At 56.1% G+C, this 15902-nt stretch carries 13 protein-coding genes and 2 tRNA genes; 10 read left to right on the forward strand and 5 right to left on the reverse strand.

Features of this window, described 5'->3' with window-relative positions:
• The first annotated feature begins 81 nt into the window (after positions 1-81).
• Both ACWNRM_RS03410 and ACWNRM_RS03415 read left to right on the forward strand, forming a co-directional pair.
• Entirely contained in the window at positions 82-1293 is a 1212-nt protein-coding gene (locus ACWNRM_RS03410; RefSeq protein ID WP_485169495.1) for a mechanosensitive ion channel family protein, read from the forward strand.
• Between the two features lie 216 nt (positions 1294-1509).
• Positions 1510-1797 (forward strand): hypothetical protein, encoded by a 288-nt coding sequence (locus tag ACWNRM_RS03415; RefSeq protein ID WP_485169496.1) that lies wholly within the window; start codon positions 1510-1512, stop codon positions 1795-1797.
• Between the two features lie 52 nt (positions 1798-1849).
• Here ACWNRM_RS03415 and ACWNRM_RS03420 read toward each other — a convergent pair whose 3' ends face one another.
• The 3 genes from ACWNRM_RS03420 to ACWNRM_RS03430 all read right to left on the reverse strand — a co-directional run bounded on the left by ACWNRM_RS03420 (position 1850) and on the right by ACWNRM_RS03430 (position 4715).
• Positions 1850-2860 (reverse strand): bifunctional enoyl-CoA hydratase/phosphate acetyltransferase, encoded by a 1011-nt coding sequence (locus ACWNRM_RS03420; protein WP_485169515.1) that lies wholly within the window; start codon positions 2858-2860, stop codon positions 1850-1852.
• 308 nt (positions 2861-3168) lie between these two features.
• A complete protein-coding gene (locus ACWNRM_RS03425) occupies positions 3169-3399 on the reverse strand; it encodes a hypothetical protein (protein ID WP_485169497.1) in 231 nt (76 codons plus the stop codon).
• Positions 3400-4640: 1241 nt separating this feature from the next.
• Positions 4641-4715: transfer RNA gene (locus ACWNRM_RS03430), tRNA-Val, on the reverse strand.
• Between the two features lie 85 nt (positions 4716-4800).
• On the opposite strand from ACWNRM_RS03430, the gene ACWNRM_RS03435 reads away from it, so the two are divergent.
• A complete protein-coding gene (locus ACWNRM_RS03435; protein ID WP_485169498.1) occupies positions 4801-5703 on the forward strand; it encodes an N-formylglutamate amidohydrolase in 903 nt (300 codons plus the stop codon).
• A 141-nt stretch (positions 5704-5844) separates the two neighbouring features.
• Positions 5845-7338 carry a malate dehydrogenase (quinone) gene (gene mqo / locus ACWNRM_RS03440; RefSeq protein ID WP_485169499.1) on the forward strand — a complete coding sequence of 498 codons (1494 nt, stop codon included), beginning with the start codon at positions 5845-5847 and terminating at the stop codon, positions 7336-7338.
• A 54-nt stretch (positions 7339-7392) separates the two neighbouring features.
• On the opposite strand, the gene ruvX is transcribed toward mqo, so the two are convergent.
• Entirely contained in the window at positions 7393-7872 is a 480-nt protein-coding gene (ruvX, locus tag ACWNRM_RS03445) for a Holliday junction resolvase RuvX (RefSeq protein WP_485169500.1), read from the reverse strand.
• Between the two features lie 74 nt (positions 7873-7946).
• On the opposite strand from ruvX, the gene gatC reads away from it, so the two are divergent.
• The 5 genes from gatC to ACWNRM_RS03470 all read left to right on the forward strand — a co-directional run bounded on the left by gatC (position 7947) and on the right by ACWNRM_RS03470 (position 14496).
• Positions 7947-8234: an Asp-tRNA(Asn)/Glu-tRNA(Gln) amidotransferase subunit GatC gene (gene gatC, locus ACWNRM_RS03450; protein WP_023977422.1), complete on the forward strand. Its 288-nt coding sequence runs from the start codon at positions 7947-7949 to the stop codon at positions 8232-8234.
• Entirely contained in the window at positions 8234-9712 is a 1479-nt protein-coding gene (gatA, locus tag ACWNRM_RS03455; protein ID WP_485169501.1) for an Asp-tRNA(Asn)/Glu-tRNA(Gln) amidotransferase subunit GatA, read from the forward strand. The genes gatC and gatA overlap by 1 nt, the downstream gene beginning before the upstream one ends.
• Positions 9709-11166 carry an Asp-tRNA(Asn)/Glu-tRNA(Gln) amidotransferase subunit GatB gene (gatB, locus tag ACWNRM_RS03460; protein WP_023977420.1) on the forward strand — a complete coding sequence of 486 codons (1458 nt, stop codon included), beginning with the start codon at positions 9709-9711 and terminating at the stop codon, positions 11164-11166. The genes gatA and gatB overlap by 4 nt, the downstream gene beginning before the upstream one ends.
• An 88-nt stretch (positions 11167-11254) precedes the next feature.
• Positions 11255-11347 (forward strand) — tRNA-Ser (locus tag ACWNRM_RS03465).
• 233 nt (positions 11348-11580) lie between these two features.
• On the forward strand, positions 11581-14496 hold the full coding sequence (locus ACWNRM_RS03470; protein ID WP_485169502.1) for a class I SAM-dependent methyltransferase: 2916 nt from the start codon (positions 11581-11583) through the stop codon (positions 14494-14496).
• A gap of 592 nt (positions 14497-15088) precedes the next feature.
• Here ACWNRM_RS03470 and ACWNRM_RS03475 read toward each other — a convergent pair.
• The gene (locus tag ACWNRM_RS03475) at positions 15089-15274 is read right to left on the reverse strand and encodes a hypothetical protein (protein ID WP_485169503.1); all 186 of its coding nucleotides are present in this window, start codon (positions 15272-15274) and stop codon (positions 15089-15091) included.
• Between the two features lie 399 nt (positions 15275-15673).
• Here ACWNRM_RS03475 and ACWNRM_RS03480 point away from each other — a divergent pair.
• Positions 15674-15902: helix-turn-helix domain-containing protein (locus ACWNRM_RS03480; protein ID WP_485171510.1), on the forward strand; the 229-nt coding region annotated here is incomplete at its 3' end.

Consider the following 15902-nt stretch of genomic DNA (forward strand, 5'->3'; position numbering starts at 1 on the left):
GGTATGTCAACGGGTTGCCCCACGGTGCCGGGGCGGCTGGCTCGGCGCTCCTCATCCCTCTCAAGGATCTGGATATCCACTTTGAAGCAGCAGTTTTTAAGCTCTCTTTTCGCCCTGCGCGCCTATTTCGACTGGTTGCCGGCGCAGCTTGTCTCCGTTCTCATGCTCGTGGTGCTGGCCACCGTGGCGTTTTATGCCAGCAAGCTCGTTTCAGTCGTTATCCTGCGTATCTTTGGCCATCGCGAAGAGGCGGTGCTGCGCAAAATCATTCTGGCCATGCGTCGTCCCGTGCGTGTGATGGTCGTGTTGGCGGTTCTGCTCTCGGCTCTGCCTGCGGCTTCGGGATTCACCTGGGAGACGACACAGCTTCTGCAGAAGCTGCTTCTCTTTATTGGCATCCTGATGGTGGGTTATGCTGCCATTGTCGCCTTCCGTATCATGACCGAGGCTTATCTTCAGAAAATCACGGCGCGGGATCATGTCGATGACATCATGATCCGTACGCATCAGACGCAGATCAGGGTCTTGCGCCGCCTGGCCGAAATTCTGGTGGGTATCGTGACGGTCGCCACAGCGTTGATGACCTTCGATTCGGTCCGTCAGTATGGCGTCTCATTGTTTGCTTCGGCGGGCGCCGCCTCACTGGTCGTTGGTCTTTCGGCCCGCGGCCTGCTGACGAATTTGCTTGCCGGCGTACAGATTGCCATCACCCAGCCCATTCGTATGGAAGATCTGATTATCATCAATGGCGACTGGGCGTGGGTGGAGGAGATTACCTCGACCTATGTCGTACTGCGTGTATGGGACTGGCGACGTCACATCGTGCCGATCTCCTATTTTCTCGAAAACCGGTTCGAGAACTGGACCCACAACTCCGCTGCCATCATTGGTGTCGTCTTTCTCTACGTGGATTATGAAGCCCCCATTGAGACGATAAGGGGCTTTCTCGCTGAGATCATCAAGACCTGTCCGCTGTGGGACGGAAAGGTGTTTGATTGTCAGGTAGCGGATTGCGATGCGCAGACACTGAAGATTCGCATCATCGCCAGTGCACGCAATGCGCTGCAAAGCTGGGATCTGCGCTGTGATATCCGCGAGAAGATCATTCTGCGCATGAGAGCCGAGTGTCCCGAAGCGCTGCCCCGCTCGCGCTTTGCGATGGTCCCCCCGCGTCCGGGTGAGGAGGCCTGGCCCAGCGCCGAGGCCATATCCCCGCCGATCGACCGCCCGCCGCCGGGCTCTTATATGGGTCCAGGCAGCGTCATGCCCCGCGGAGGTGCAGATCTTTCGTGAAAAGCCCCCGTAGCCAGGCTTTGACGCTTTGCCAGTAGTGCTCGAAAATCGTCATTGAACTTACTCCTCAATGCTGCACACATACGTTAAACACGGCAGTGTTGTGGCAAATATTTCACGTAACTGTCATGATTTTGTGAGGGAAGGGTTACTGTTCCCCGAAAATGACGTAGAGGCCGGCTTGCTCCCGGTCCGCAACGCAAGGACATCTGTAGATTGACTACCTATATCGTCGCCTATGAGCGTTTGCCGGGTCAGGATTACGCAGCGCTTGAACAGAAGCTGGCGAGCTTCAGCGAGGGATTTCACGAGATCGACAATTTCTGGCTCGTCACGTCAAACCTGATCATCGCCGATTTGCGCGATGTACTGGCCAAGCTGTTGCCAGAAGGCGCCAAACTAATGGTCATGAAATATGTGCCCCACAACAGCATGGAAATGGGTGCCGCCGCATGGCACGGCTTCACCCTTCCGCAGGAAGGCTGGTTGGCGCAAAACCTGTGACGTCTTCCTCCCCGACCCTTCGCAGGGTCGGGGATAATGATCGGCAGTAGCGTTATTGACCGCGGTTGCTGTCCAGATAGCGGGCGTAGAGGGCCCCGATCGCAGCGGAGGCCAGTCTCGCCGTTGCATCATCTGCCCGACTCGTCAGCAGGACCGGTACCCTGGCGCCCATGACGATGCCCGATGTCGCCGATTTGCCGAGGAACGCAAGACTTTTGACGAGGATGTTCCCTGACTCCAGATCGGGGGCAACGAGAACTTGCGCCTGACCGGCCACCTCAGACACCACGCCCTTGATCTTGGCTGAATCACTGCTGACTGCGACATCCATGGCCAGCGGGCCATCGAGCACACCTCCCGTGATTTCCTTGCGGTCTGCCATCTTGCAGAGGCTTGCCGCGTCGAGGGTCCCCTGGATTTTTGTATTGATGGTCTCGACCGCAGATAGCAGGGCAACGCGCGGCGTGCCGAGACCAAGTGCGTGATGCAGATCGATGGCATTCTGTACGATGTCACGCTTGGTGATCAGATCCGGAGCAATATTGATCGCGGCATCGGAAACAAGAAGCAGGTCAGGATAATCAGGCACGTTGATGCAAAACACATGGCTCATGCGCCGCTTCGTGCGCAGGCCGCTCTCCTGCCTGATGATGCCCGCCATGAAGGTATCGGTATGGAGGCTTCCCTTGGTGAGGCCGTGGGCCTCGCCAGCATGAACCAGGGCAATTGCCTGCGTTACAGCGCTGGCCTCATCACCCGCCTGCTCGATCCGCAGGCCGGTGATATCCAGGTCGGTCTTGCGCGCTACGCTCTCGATTTCGGCGCGATCCCCGACCAGGAGCGGGGTGATGATACGATGACGTGCTGCCTCAACGGCGCCGCGCAGAGCATGGCCGCTGCATGGCCAGACAATGGCATAAGGTACCGGACCGAGCTCCGATGCCTTGGAGACGAGAGCGCGCATCAGAGCGTGATGATCGGGGAAAATATCGTGAAGCGACATGTTCCTCGTTTTGTTTTCACGATGAGGGACGTAGCTGGACATGGGCAGTGGGAACTCCATAGTCAATCAGACCCGCTTCGGCCGCCTGCGTAGCGCGTAACAGATTCGCCGCTACGGCCAGGCGGTGCGGCCTCGTTTCATCGACGGGACTGCGGAGATCTCCGGTGGGAACACGCCTGCTGAGTCTATTTCCGTCGTTCTGCGAGGTGTGACAATGGTTTAGCGCATGTCACGCGGTCTGGCTTGAGCCAACGCAAAACTGTCGGGTCTGCCGTGATCAGGTTTTCTTGAGGCGCTGAGGCACGCCACGAGATCACTCACGCCCCGTCTCGGCCTGGACCCTATGCAAGCCGAGGCAGGAGGACGGGTTAGCTCTGCCTCGTATGACCTATGGTGCTACGTGTATTCACACTGTGGCGATAGGAATTGAGTGCCAGGCGCACGAACATCAGCAGGATACCAACAGTGAAGAGCGCTTCCCCAATCATGTCCAGACCATCGGTCAAAGAGGCAAGATTGGGCATACCCAGTGCCACGATGAGGGATGAGGTTGCCCAGGCTATGAGCGCAGACAGAATGACGAACGAGTTTTTCAGCATGGGACCTGCTTGATGGGTGTTATTATTATTGAGGTAAGACGCTTCGGTTATTAACGAACTTTGACGATCGGACTGCAAGCCTTTTTTAGTAGGAGAAAGATTAAATTTTTATCTTGCGTCGCAGCCGGTGAGGCAATTCGCTCTTTCCATCACACGAAATTTTTTTCATCTAAGTGTGGTAAATGGTGAGTCAGTTTATGCTGACGCGTTGATAATACATTGCATACCCAGAACGTTAACTGTCTGATGACGGTTGAGGTGCTGCAATGCATTGTTGACCCTGGGAGATATGAGGAGAAAAAATCGGACCTGTTCGTCGTCTGGTGATCGCTATACTGCCGTATGTGATGCGCACATCCATCGATGTCTGACGATTTCATGATCCGGCTGAACCTATCGCGATAAGGAAAGGTCTCCCGGAAGCAGGAGGCACATTCTGCGGCCGTATCTTACGCACTCTTCTGGTCTGGAATGTGGATCATTAGGGCAGGTTGAGCGCTACCCGCGGGAGGCATCCTGGTGCGTTCGTCCAGATTTTTCCGCCCTGACAACAGGGCTTACGTCCGGGACGAATTGATGATCGACAGCTTTTATCTCAGGGTGCAGCATATGGCGGCTCGTCTGCGCCTCGAAGGCCAGGCACATGGCCTTATGACCACGGCTTTGTCATGTCGCATGTGCAACCGCTCGGTCCCTGATCGGCAATCTACGTCAGGACAACAATCGTGTTAGGCAAATGCTGGTTGGGCGTTTGAACGCCCCCTCCATCTTGGCGACAAAGAGTCGAAAAGCGCCAATTCCGCACCATGACGCCTGCATTCACCGACGGCATAAAGTCGAGGCGATGTTTGGTCACCGAAAGAAGAAATTGCCGACAATTGCCTTTCTTTGAGGCGACAAGTGCAATTCCTGCGACTGAATCCTGAAATTACCGAGTTCTGTCGCTATCTGTTCTGGCTTTCAGCCTGATATCCAGGATGAACGACATATTCGGTGCCGGCAGGGGGAGTCATCGTAGCAAGAGCGCGCTGTTTGGGGCATCCCGGCAAGGCTACTTTTGTGGGCACAGGCTCGCCTGTTGATTATTTCTACGCTCTGCCGCAGATCGAGCATAAGCGAGGACGCAGGAGCGTCTGGCAGCGCTCATCCTGTATGAGTATGCCGTCCAGAGCTGATCTGTAAATTGCTTGATCTGCTCACAGAATAAATAGCTTATTTTAGGAGATAATCAACGGACCGGATGGTGGGCGCAACAGGGATTGAACCTGTGACCCCTACCATGTCAAGGTAGTGCTCTACCGCTGAGCTATGCGCCCATCCGGTCCGTGAGCGGCCTTTTAGCGGACGTTGACGGGGCTGGCAAGATGGGTTTTCTAAAAAAATCACCGTAGCGGAAAAAAAATGATCCAGAGCGCGTCATGGGAGCCAGAGCTCTGTCTTTCCAACAGTTTTTTGCTTCATGATGTGGCCGAGCCCGTGGCGCCACTCATTCTGGCGTCGCCCCATTCCGGTCGTGCTTATCCTCAGAGCTTTCTCAGGCAGTCCCGCCTGGATCTTGTCTCCCTGCGCCGCAGTGAGGATGCGTATGTCGATCTGCTGTTTGAGGCCGCTCCATCATGGGGAATACCGTTGCTCTGTGCCCAGTTTCCCCGGGCGTATTGCGATGTAAATCGCTACGCCTGGGAGCTCGATCCCGGCATGTTTCGCGAGCGTCTGCCCGAGGGGAGTGTGACAAACACAGCCAAGGTGCGTAGTGGGCTCGGTATGATGGCGCGTATCGCGGGGCCGGGGCGGGGGATCTATCGTTATCAGCTGCCGGTGTCCGAGGCGACGCAGCGAATCGCTTCGTGCTGGTTGCCCTACCACGAGGCGCTTGAGGGCATGACTCAACGGTGCGTGAGCCGGTTCGGGACTTGTGTCCTGCTGGACCTTCACTCGATGCCGACCATTCCCCACCTCCGCCTGCCGGACATCATTCTGGGCGACCTGCATGGCACGAGTTGTGCGGCTGAAATTGTCGAGGGGCTCGCGCATCGGTTGGGTTCGCAGGGGTTCTCTGTTGGCCGGAACCGGCCTTATGCCGGAGGGTACATCACTGAGCGCTATGGCACGCCTGATCGGCAGGTCCATGTGGTTCAGGTCGAGATCAGCCGTCGTCTTTATCTTGATGAGCCCACCATACGTCCATCCCCGGACTTTGCGTCGCTCAGAGCCCGGTTGGAAAATGCGCTCTCGGGGATCATTCAGCTTGTCAGCGCGTTCAGGGCGTATCGCAAATCATGTGATAATCGTTGTATCGGCTGATCAACTCCGGCTGATCCGGCCCCCGGGGGCTCGATTGATGCTATCAAGCTGTGTTTGAAGAGCATTCGCACTCTGCTGTCAGGTTGAAAGCCTGGCGTGGATGTGCCTGATACGTCGTCACAAGACTGGAAGAGCTGCCTCATGTCCCAGACCTGCCAAGAACGCCCCGATATCGTCCTGATCGGTGCCGGTGTCATGAGCGCGAGCTTCGCAGCCCTCATCCGGTCGCTTGACCCAAGCCTGACGATCAGCGTTTTCGAGGCGCTCGATTCATGCGCCAAGGAGAGTTCCGAAGCATGGAATAATGCGGGGACGGGTCATGCTGCCTATTGCGAACTGAACTACACCACGCGTCGCCCCGATGGCAGTATCGACATGGCCAAGGCGCTGGACGTGAACACGGAGTTCGATCTGTCCCGTCAGCTCTGGACGCATCTGGTAGAGAAAGGCTGGATCACTGATCCGTCGTCGTTCATCCGGCGTTGTCCGCATATGAGCTTCGTGCGTGGCGAGGAGAATGTTGCCTTCCTGCGCGCGCGGTACGAGACCATGGTGCGTCATCATTGCTTCGACACCATGGCCTATAGCGAGGATGCGGCTCAGATAGCGGAGTGGGCGCCGCTCATGATGGCACGACGGCGTCCCGGCGAAACGCTGGCAGCAACACGTGTGGAACAGGGTACCGATGTCGATTTCGGCACACTGACACGCACCCTTTTCGATAATTTGCGCAACGAGCCGGGCATAGATGTTCATTACCGCCACAAGGTGACCGCGCTTGACTGCGAGGGGCGCGGGACAGGTGGCAACCCGCGCTGGCGTGTCAGTGTGCAGAATACCGAGACGGGCGAGACGCGCACGGTCTCGGCCGGATTCGTCTTTGTTGGGGCAGGGGGGGCTGCGCTCGAACTGCTCAAGGGTGCCGATCTGCCCGAGGCACATGGTTATGCGGGCTTCCCGGTAAGCGGGCTATTCCTGCACGCTGATAATCTTGACCTGTGCCAGCGTCACACGGCCAAGGTTTATGGCAAGGCCGCCGTGGGCTCTCCCCCCATGTCTGTGCCGCATCTGGATACGCGCATCATCGGCGGGCGACCCTATCTGCTGTTTGGCCCCTATGCCGGGTTCACGACCAAATTCCTCAAATCCGGCCGCTGGACGGATCTGCCGCGCTCGATCACGACTGACAATGCGCGCGCCATGTTCGACGTGATGGTCGATAACCGCGATCTTGTGCGGTATCTCATCGGGCAGGTTCTGCAAAAACCCTCTTCGCGCTTCGCAGCACTGCAGGATTTCTACCCGTCAGCCCGACAGCATGACTGGCGCGTCGCCGTGGCGGGACAGCGTGTACAGATCATCAAGCGCGAGAACGGGCGTGGGACACTGAAATTCGGCACGGAAGTGTTGAGCGCGCAGGACCACAGCCTTGCTGCGGTTCTTGGAGCCTCTCCCGGCGCCTCCATTGCGGCTTCTGTAGCCCTGAAGGTGGTCCAGCAGAATTTCGCTTCCCGCCTGCCGGAATGGCGCACGCGCCTGGAGGCCATCATACCGAGCTACGGTCTCGATTTGCGCAAGGATGAATCCGCCTGCCGCCGGATACGCGAACAGACGGGATGCGTACTGGGGATCTGAAACAGAAACGTGCCCCGGGGGTGCCTTTGCACGAGGCACGCCTCTGCTCACCAGTCAGTCGAATTCAGGTTGTGGAGCCGTAGCATCCAGCCAGGATTGGAGCGTGTAGGCTGCGGCCATTTTGTCCACCACTTCCGCCCGGCGTTTTCGTGTCATATCGGCTTCCTGGATAAGGAAACGATTGACCGCGCTGGAGGAAAGCCGCTCATCCCAGCAGCAGCCCGGCAAATCGAGCCGGGTGGAGAGCTCCGTCATCCAGTCCTGTGCGGAGCGGGCCGCTGGGCCGAACGACCCATCGAGCGAAAGCGGCAGCCCGCATATCAACCCCCCAATGCCTTCCTTGCGCACAATGCGGCCGATCTCTTCGGCGGTCTCGCCAAATTTGCGGCGCTTCAGGCTTAGATAGGGCGAGGCGAGCATGAGCGTCACATCGCTCAGGGCCAGCCCGATTGTCTTCTGGCCGGGATCGAGCCCCAGCAGCCGGGAGCCGGGGGGGAGGGCATCGCGCAGGGCGTATGGATTGAACAGACTCATGGGAAGGCGTTATGATCTCGCAAAATTCTGGACCATCGGGATTATCCGCTCACTTTCAGGAAAGTCGATCCTTTATGTCGTTGGAAACGCGCACAGTCAGGCGCATAGCAAAACTGGCCAGAATTGGCCTGAGTGATCAGGAATGCGAAGCCATGCGCCAGGAGCTGAGTGGCATCCTGGGCTGGGTCGAGCAACTGAACGAAGTCGACATTACCGATGTGCCCCCAATGATTGGCACCGGTCTGGCCATGCCGCGCCTGCGTGAAGACGCTGTGACCGATGGCGACAAGCGCGACGCTGTGCTGTCCAATGCGCCCGACTCTGTCGGTCCCTATTTCACTGTTCCCAAGGTTGTTGAGTGATGCATGATCTGACCCTCGCCTCTGCGCGAAAGGCTCTCAGGGAGCGTCGCCTGTCTGCCGTCGAACTGACCGATCATTTCCTGAACGCGATCGACAAGCTTGACGGTGAAATCAACAGCTTTGTTACCGTTACAGCAGATCAGGCCCGCGCGTCGGCCCGTGCTGCCGATGCCTTGCTGGCCACGGGCAATGCGCCCTCACTTTGTGGCCTGCCGCTGGGCATCAAGGATCTGTTCTGCACCAATGGTGTGCGCACCACGGCTTCGAGCAATATCCTGCGTAATTTCGTGCCGCCCTATGAAAGCACGGTCACGTCAAACCTTCTGGCCGACGGGGCGATCTTCGTTGGCAAGACCAATCTCGACGAGTTCGCGATGGGGTCGACCAACATGACGTCGGCTTTCGGCCCGGTGGTCAATCCGTGGCGCCGCAAGGGCTCTGACGACAAGCTGGTTCCCGGCGGGTCTTCCGGCGGGTCTGCTGCTGCCGTTGCCGCTGGCCTTGTGCTTGGCACGACGGGCACGGATACGGGTGGTTCCATTCGTCAGCCCGCAGCCTATTGCGGTATTACGGGCATCAAGCCGACCTATGGTCGCTGCTCGCGCTTTGGCACGATTGCCTTTGCCAGCTCGCTCGATCAGGCCGGGCCGATGGCGCGCACGATGGAAGATTGCGCCATCATGCTGGAATCCATGGCTGGGTTCGATGCGAAGGACAGCACCTCCGTCGATCGCCCTGTGCCGCGTTATGAGGATGCGCTCGAGCGTGGTGTGAAGGGTCTCAGGGTTGGTATTCCGCGCGAGTATCGCCCGGATACGCTGCCTGCGGACATTCAGGCTCTGTGGGATCAGGGTATCGCCTGGCTGCGTGATGCAGGCGCCGAGATTGTCGATGTCTCGCTTCCTCACACGAAATACGGCCTGCCGACCTATTATATCGTGGCACTGGCCGAAGCTTCCTCGAACCTGGCACGCTATGACGGCGTCCGTTTCGGCGAGCGCGTTGACGCTGGTACACTCGATGAACTTTACGAAGCCACGCGTCACGCTGGCTTTGGTGAGGAGGTCCGCCGTCGTATCCTGATGGGCACCTATGTGCTCTCTTCTGGCTATTACGACGCGTATTACCTGCGTGCGCAGAAGGTGCGTACGCTCATCCAGCGCGACTTCCTCAGCGCGTTCGAGAACGTCGATGTGCTGTTGACGCCAACCGCGCCTTCGGCTGCTTTTGCCCACTCCGAACGTCCGACCGATCCGGTGCAGATTTATCTGAACGACATCTTCACCGTTCCAGCCAGCATGGCGGGCGTGCCTGCGCTGTCTCTGCCGGCCGGGCTGGACCATGATGGTCTGCCGCTCGGCTTGCAGCTGATCGGCCGCTATTTCGAGGAAGAGACATTGTTCGCCGCCGGGCGTGTCATGGAAAAGGCAGCGGGCTTCACGCACAGGCCTGCTTTGCATGCGGGAGCAATCGCATGAGCGGCTATATCATTGAAGGCACAACAGGCCCCTGGGAGATCGTGGTCGGGCTCGAAGTCCATGCCCAGGTCATCAGCCATGCCAAGCTGTTCTCCGGTGCCTCGGCCGAATATGGCGGCGAGCCCAACACCCATGTCAGCCTGATCGACGCGGGCTTTCCCGGCATGCTGCCGGTCATCAACCAGGAATGTGTGGCTCAGGCCGTGCGGACAGGGCTGGGGCTGAATGCACAGATCCATCTGATGAGCCGGTTTGATCGCAAGAACTATTTCTATGCCGATCTGCCGCAGGGTTATCAGATCAGCCAGTTCGCTCACCCGATTGTGGGTGAGGGGAAGGTTGAGATTGAACTTGCCGATGGCTCTGTGCGCCATATCGGTGTCACGCGCCTGCATCTCGAGCAGGACGCCGGCAAGTCGATGCACGATCAGGACCCTACGCGCTCTTTCATCGACCTGAACCGTGCCGGCGTGGCGCTCATGGAGATTGTGAGCGAGCCCGATATCCGGTCGCCGGAAGAGGCAGGGGCGTATCTGCGCAAGCTGCGCCAGATCCTGCGTTATCTCGGCACCTGTGACGGCAACATGGAAGAAGGCTCGATGCGTGCCGACGTGAACGTCTCGGTACGCAAGGCGGGCGAGGAATATCGCACGCGCTGCGAGATCAAGAACGTGAACTCGATCCGCTATGTCATGCAGGCGATCGAAGTCGAGGCGGCGCGACAGGTCGAGATCTGGGAAGCCGGTGGCACTGTCGATCAGGAAACACGACTGTTCGATCACGTGCGTAGTGAGACGCGCTCACTCCGTTCAAAGGAAGACGCGCATGATTATCGCTACTTCCCAGATCCGGACCTTTTGCCGCTTCTTATCGAGCGCGACTGGGTTGAGAGCCTTCGCGCTGCTCTTCCCGAACTGCCCGAGGCCAAGCGCGAGCGCTTGGAAAAAACCTATGGCATTTCACGCTATGAGTCGGGCGTTCTGACGGTAGAGCAGGGGATTGCCGATTTCTACGAGACCGTGGCCAAGGGCAGTGACCCGCGTTTGGCGGTCACGTGGATGCTGGGCGATTTCTTTGCAGCACTGAACCGGACGGGTGCGACGATCGAAACAAGCCCGGTCAAGGCTGAGGGGCTCATGGAGCTTCTGGCGCTGATCACGGATTCGACGATCAACGGCAAGATCGCGAAGGAAGTGCTTGAGGACATGTTCGAGACCGGCGATTCGGCTTCGGTCATCGTCGAGCGCAAGGGGCTGCGTCAGGTTACCGACACCGGGGCTATCGAGGCCGAGATTCGTGGTATCCTTCAGACCCATGCCGACAAGCTTGCAGAGTACAAGAGCGGCAAGGACAAGCTGTTCGGATTCTTCGTCGGGCAGACCATGAAAGCCATGAAGGGCAAGGCCAATCCGGCCATGGTGAACGAGCTGCTGGTCAAGCTGCTCGCAGAGTAAAAAATCTGCCAAAGGGGGGTTTGACGTGAAGAGCAAATCCCCCTAGAAGCAGTTCTGCAAACGCCGTGAAAACTGCGTCCCTCTAGGCGGAGGGGTGGCCGAGAGGCTGAAGGCGGCGGTTTGCTAAACCGTTGTACGGTGTCAAGCCGTACCGTGGGTTCGAATCCCATCCCCTCCGCCACTTTTCCCTAATGCCGAAATCTTTAAGTAATCACGAAGCTGTTGCCTCGGCATTAATACCGTTGGCGTAATCGTAACTTACTTGCGGGTTATCGTTCATGAGCGATACGCAAAGCCATGCTCGCAACAGCGATATGTTGCACGACACATATCTTTTGCAATTTGTTGCATGGCCTTACGTAGTGGGACGAATTGTGTCAGTATCAGCGTCAAATATTGACGCATGAGGATTTCATGGGCTTGCACCCGATCGACCTACATTCTGCTCTGAAAGATGATTACTACATCACTCATCCAGGCCCTTGGGCAGGTCATATACCTTTTGCGCACTGGCTCGTAGCGACGGTCAGACCGGAAACACTTGTGGAGTTAGGAACCTACCGTGGGAATTCCTACTTCAATTTCTGTCAGGCAATCAAAGATAATCATATTAGTACAAAAGCCTTCGCTATCGATACTTGGCAGGGCGACACCCATAGTGGTTTCTACGGGGATCATATCTACGCCGAAGTTCAGGATTACAATCGTAAGAATTTTGCTAAATTTTCGAATTTGATAAGAGGAACTTTCGATAGTTCTATCGATAAGTTTAGCAATGGTACTATAGATATTTTGCATATTGACGGCCTGCACACTTATGACGCGGTAAAGCAGGATTTCACTAAGTGGTTGCCGAAGCTTTCCAGTCGCGGCGTAGTGCTTTTGCATGACATCACGGTCTACGAGGGCGATTTTGGGGTCTGGAAATTTTTCGACGAGATAAAACTGCAATACCCTTCATTCTGGTTTAATCACAGCAATGGGTTGGGCATTGTACTGGTCGGCGAAAACGTCTCAGAGATGCTTTTGAGGCTGGATGCGACCAAGCGTGAGAACCCAGACTATGATTATGCAGCTACTGCATTTGCGCGTCTTGGTTATTTCTGCGAGCGGGAAAGCGACGCAATCGGGAGTTTGTTCGCTGAGCGTTCGGACAATGCTGCGCGGCTCGAAGAACTTCAAAAACAGAATCGCGAGGAAATTGCTGCGATACTGCAAGATGCAAAAGCAAGGCAGGCTGAGTTAGAGGCAAGGGTCGCCAATCAGCAAAACGGTCTCATCGAGAAAGACGTGGCGCTGGAAGCAATGTTAAACGAGAGCCGTTTACGTAAGGCTCAGATCGCAGGACTTTTGAAGGATGCGCTTCTTGTCCAAGAAAATTTCGCTCTGTTCAGACGAGAGGTCGAGGGATTCAAGCAGCGAATTCATCATCTGGATGACGAACTAAGGCGGAAAAATGTCGCCATCGACAGACAAAACGCCCACATCCAGTACCTCGATCAGCATGTTGCTAACCTGGATCATACAATCCAGGCAAAGGATGCAGAGATCAGTACGATACATGATTCGACCAGCTGGCGTAGTACAGCGCCACTGCGCGGTGTAAAACTATTCTTGAGAAAAAGCAGGACGTTGGCAGGGCTGTTGAGTTCCGGAGAAATTGGAAAGATATACACAATCCTGCGTCGCAAACACTCGGCCATTGCCCAGATCGGGCAGCATTCGGCTCATGAAGCGGCTAACGCCGTAGGCGGCAGCAGAAACGACATCGTCATTATCGCAACCCCGCATACCCTGTTCGTCGCCTACTCCCTCGCCGCATCGTTGATGTCGTACGGGTTTGATGTCAGCATCACGACTGACACCCCCCAGTCCATGGATGCCTCGCTCTATTTCGTTGTTTGCGCGCAAATGTTCGAGACCTTACCGCCTGCAGATCGGCGTATCTGCGTGCAACTCGAGCAAACGGTGATGTCGCGGTGGTTTACGGATCGTTACAATAACGTTCTGAGAGAATCCCTTGCTGTTCTCGAATACACTCAGAACGGTATCAAGTTTCTGGATGGCCTGGGGATCAGTTATCCCAAGGTCTATCACATGCCCATCGGGGCCATGGCTGATTATACAAACTACTTGCGTACCAAAGGGCAGCATTTAATCGCGTCAGAGCCCGAGTATGACGTGGTATTTTACGGTGATATTAACAATACGCGACGCCGTTTCTTCATCGAGGAGATAAAAAAGCATTTCAATGTCAAGATAATTGGAAATTGTTTCGGTATCGATCTCTACAATGAGCTTGTAAAAGCTAAGGTGTGTGTCAATATTCACTATTATGAGAATGCTGCCCTTGAAAGTACGAGGATCTTTGAGGTCCTTTCTTTAAGGATACCTGTTGTTTCTGAATTCTCTCATGACCAGACAGATTATGACTTTTCAGCATATGGAGACAGTATCCGGTTCACCGAGGCTGGTAATGTGGATGCTATGGTCGAAGCTGTGACGGCTGTTCTCGAGAGCAATGATGAAGTGCCGGTCAAGGCCAACAGACAGTCTGCGAGCGACTTCCACTTCCACGTTGGGCGGCTCCTGTTGGGACTGGATAAAATCAACTTCCGGCGCTTCTACAGCCAATGTGATCGAAGTGACATCATGGCCAGCAAGGTTGTACTGAGCCTCCCGGAAACATTTGAGCGTCGAGCTGTCGTAAAGGCCGCGTCGGCCGATGGTACGTATTGCTTCCCGGGTTTGCGGGCCCGACCGGGCTGGATCGGAGCTGCCTACAGCTTTAAATATTTGGCCAAAAAATTGCTGGAGTCAGGCAGTGAGTTTGTCCTGATACATGAGGACGACGCGGTATTCTCAGATATGAGCCCTCAGGATATACTTGAATTCGCCATAAAGGTTTATGAAAACAATTATAAATGGGATGTATTTTCTGCATTTATTTCTGATCTGCATACTGACGCGCAAATATCAGACGTTTTTACCGTGGATGGTATAGAATGTGTCTTGACAGATCGCACCGTAGGGATGGTTTGCAACGTATATAATCGAAAAAGTCTCGAAATCATCGCCCAGTGGGACGAGAGCGATCTGAATGTACATACCAATACAATAGATCGTTATCTCGAAAACATCGAAGATCTCAAGGTGGTGACCACAATTCCATTTTTGGCCGAACATAATGAAATGGCCAATTCCAGCATGTGGGGCGTTAAAAATTATACAATGCGCAACATGATCAACAACAGTAGAACGCTGCTCTTCGAAAAAGTCTGGGCAGCGAAGGCGATCGAGGCGATTGCTATCTACGAAGACGCGAAGTGATATTTATCGACAAGGTCATCGACTGTTTGCTTGCCTTGAGAGTCTTGTAGATTCAGGGGCGAAGGTGGGAGACACCGCGTAACAGGGCCGAGGAACGCTCTTTCTACGGTGCCATAGCGATTGGCCAGGCGCCGTAACGGCTCAAGGATGTTGGGCACCTGCGGACATAACAGTCAGTGTGATTGCCCTGCTGAGAGGGGGGCGATCACTCATGCGGCCCAGATCAACCGGCGTTCCAAATGGGGCATTTCCAACGTCACGCTGCACCGATTGGCAAATAGGCCAGTGAAAACTAAGGTAAATATTATTGTATACTTGCATACCCGCAACGGACAATTAGAGTGTTTTCCTCTCAATATGGCTCGTAGCCAGCGGCGGTGAAGAAGTTGGCGCATTCTGTTGGTGAGACCTGATCGATCAATGTGCTGATCCTGTCCCACAAGGCGTCGCGTGTGCGTTCAGTAGCTTTAAGGAGTTGAACCTTGAGCTCGGGGAAGGCTTTTTCGATGGGATAAAAGTTCGGGCTGTAAGGCGGGAGATAGCACACGGCGCGGCACCTGCGGCTTCGATAGCGGCCTGAGCGCCGGGACCTTTATGGGGGGGGCAGATTGTCCATGATGGCAATGTCACCGGGTCGCAGGCCGGGTACGAGGATATGGTCTACATAGGCCTGGAAGCTGCGGCCGCTGATCGGACCGTCAAGCACCATGGGCGCTACGATGCCGGTCGATCGCAACCCGACGATGAATGTCGTTGTTTTCCGGTAACCGTGTGGCACAGCGGAACGCAGCCTCTGGCCGCGCAGACGCCGCCCTTAACGGCACGCCATGTTGGTAGAGGCCCCGGTTTTATCAAAGAAGACCAGTCTTGTCGGGTCGAGATCCGGCTTGGCATTGAAGCTCTCCTGTCGTCCCGTCAGGACGTCGGGGTGATCTTACGCCACCGCGTGAGCGGTCTTTTTTCTCAGGCAATCTTATGACGAGCAGAGAAACGCTACAACGCTACAACGTGCCAACTGCGAAGTGATAGCCGTCCTCAGCCAGTTGGGCGTGGATCTCGACAAGGGTTAGATCGTCTTTCTCGCTAGAGCGTTTTCTTTGCTGATTGAATCATTTGGGATTCCCAATCTGTGTGTGATCTGATTCAAGATGACGGCCGGGATGGAGGCCGGCGCTGGATGTCGTCACGCACCCTGTCTCTGGATCTACGTGCCCGCGTTGTCGCGGCGGTTTCAAAGGGCCTGTCCCGCCGGCAGGCTGCCGAGCGCTTTGGCGTCAGTCCGGCGAGTGCGGTTCGCTGGTGTGCCCTGGCCGCGTCGACTGGCAGCCCCGCAGCAAAACCACGCGGTGGGGATCGACTGTCACACAGGATCGAAGCACAGGCCGACCGGATCCATGCCCTGATCG

The sequence above is a fragment of the Asaia sp. A2 genome, from assembly GCF_057319415.1.

Excerpts from the sequence above, each read along its gene's own strand:
- ACWNRM_RS03420 (WP_485169515.1), bottom strand. The coding sequence starts at position 2,860 with ATGGAGTTCCCACTGCCCATGTCCAGCTACGTCCCTCATCGTGAAAAC.
- ACWNRM_RS03425 (WP_485169497.1), bottom strand. The coding sequence starts at position 3,399 with ATGCTGAAAAACTCGTTCGTCATTCTGTCTGCGCTCATAGCCTGGGCA.
- ACWNRM_RS03435 (WP_485169498.1), top strand. The coding sequence starts at position 4,801 with ATGATCCAGAGCGCGTCATGGGAGCCAGAGCTCTGTCTTTCCAACAGT.
- mqo (WP_485169499.1), top strand. The coding sequence starts at position 5,845 with ATGTCCCAGACCTGCCAAGAACGCCCCGATATCGTCCTGATCGGTGCC.
- ruvX (WP_485169500.1), bottom strand. The coding sequence starts at position 7,872 with ATGAGTCTGTTCAATCCATACGCCCTGCGCGATGCCCTCCCCCCCGGC.
- gatC (WP_023977422.1), top strand. The coding sequence starts at position 7,947 with ATGTCGTTGGAAACGCGCACAGTCAGGCGCATAGCAAAACTGGCCAGA.
- gatA (WP_485169501.1), top strand. The coding sequence starts at position 8,234 with ATGCATGATCTGACCCTCGCCTCTGCGCGAAAGGCTCTCAGGGAGCGT.
- gatB (WP_023977420.1), top strand. The coding sequence starts at position 9,709 with ATGAGCGGCTATATCATTGAAGGCACAACAGGCCCCTGGGAGATCGTG.
- ACWNRM_RS03470 (WP_485169502.1), top strand. The coding sequence starts at position 11,581 with ATGGGCTTGCACCCGATCGACCTACATTCTGCTCTGAAAGATGATTAC.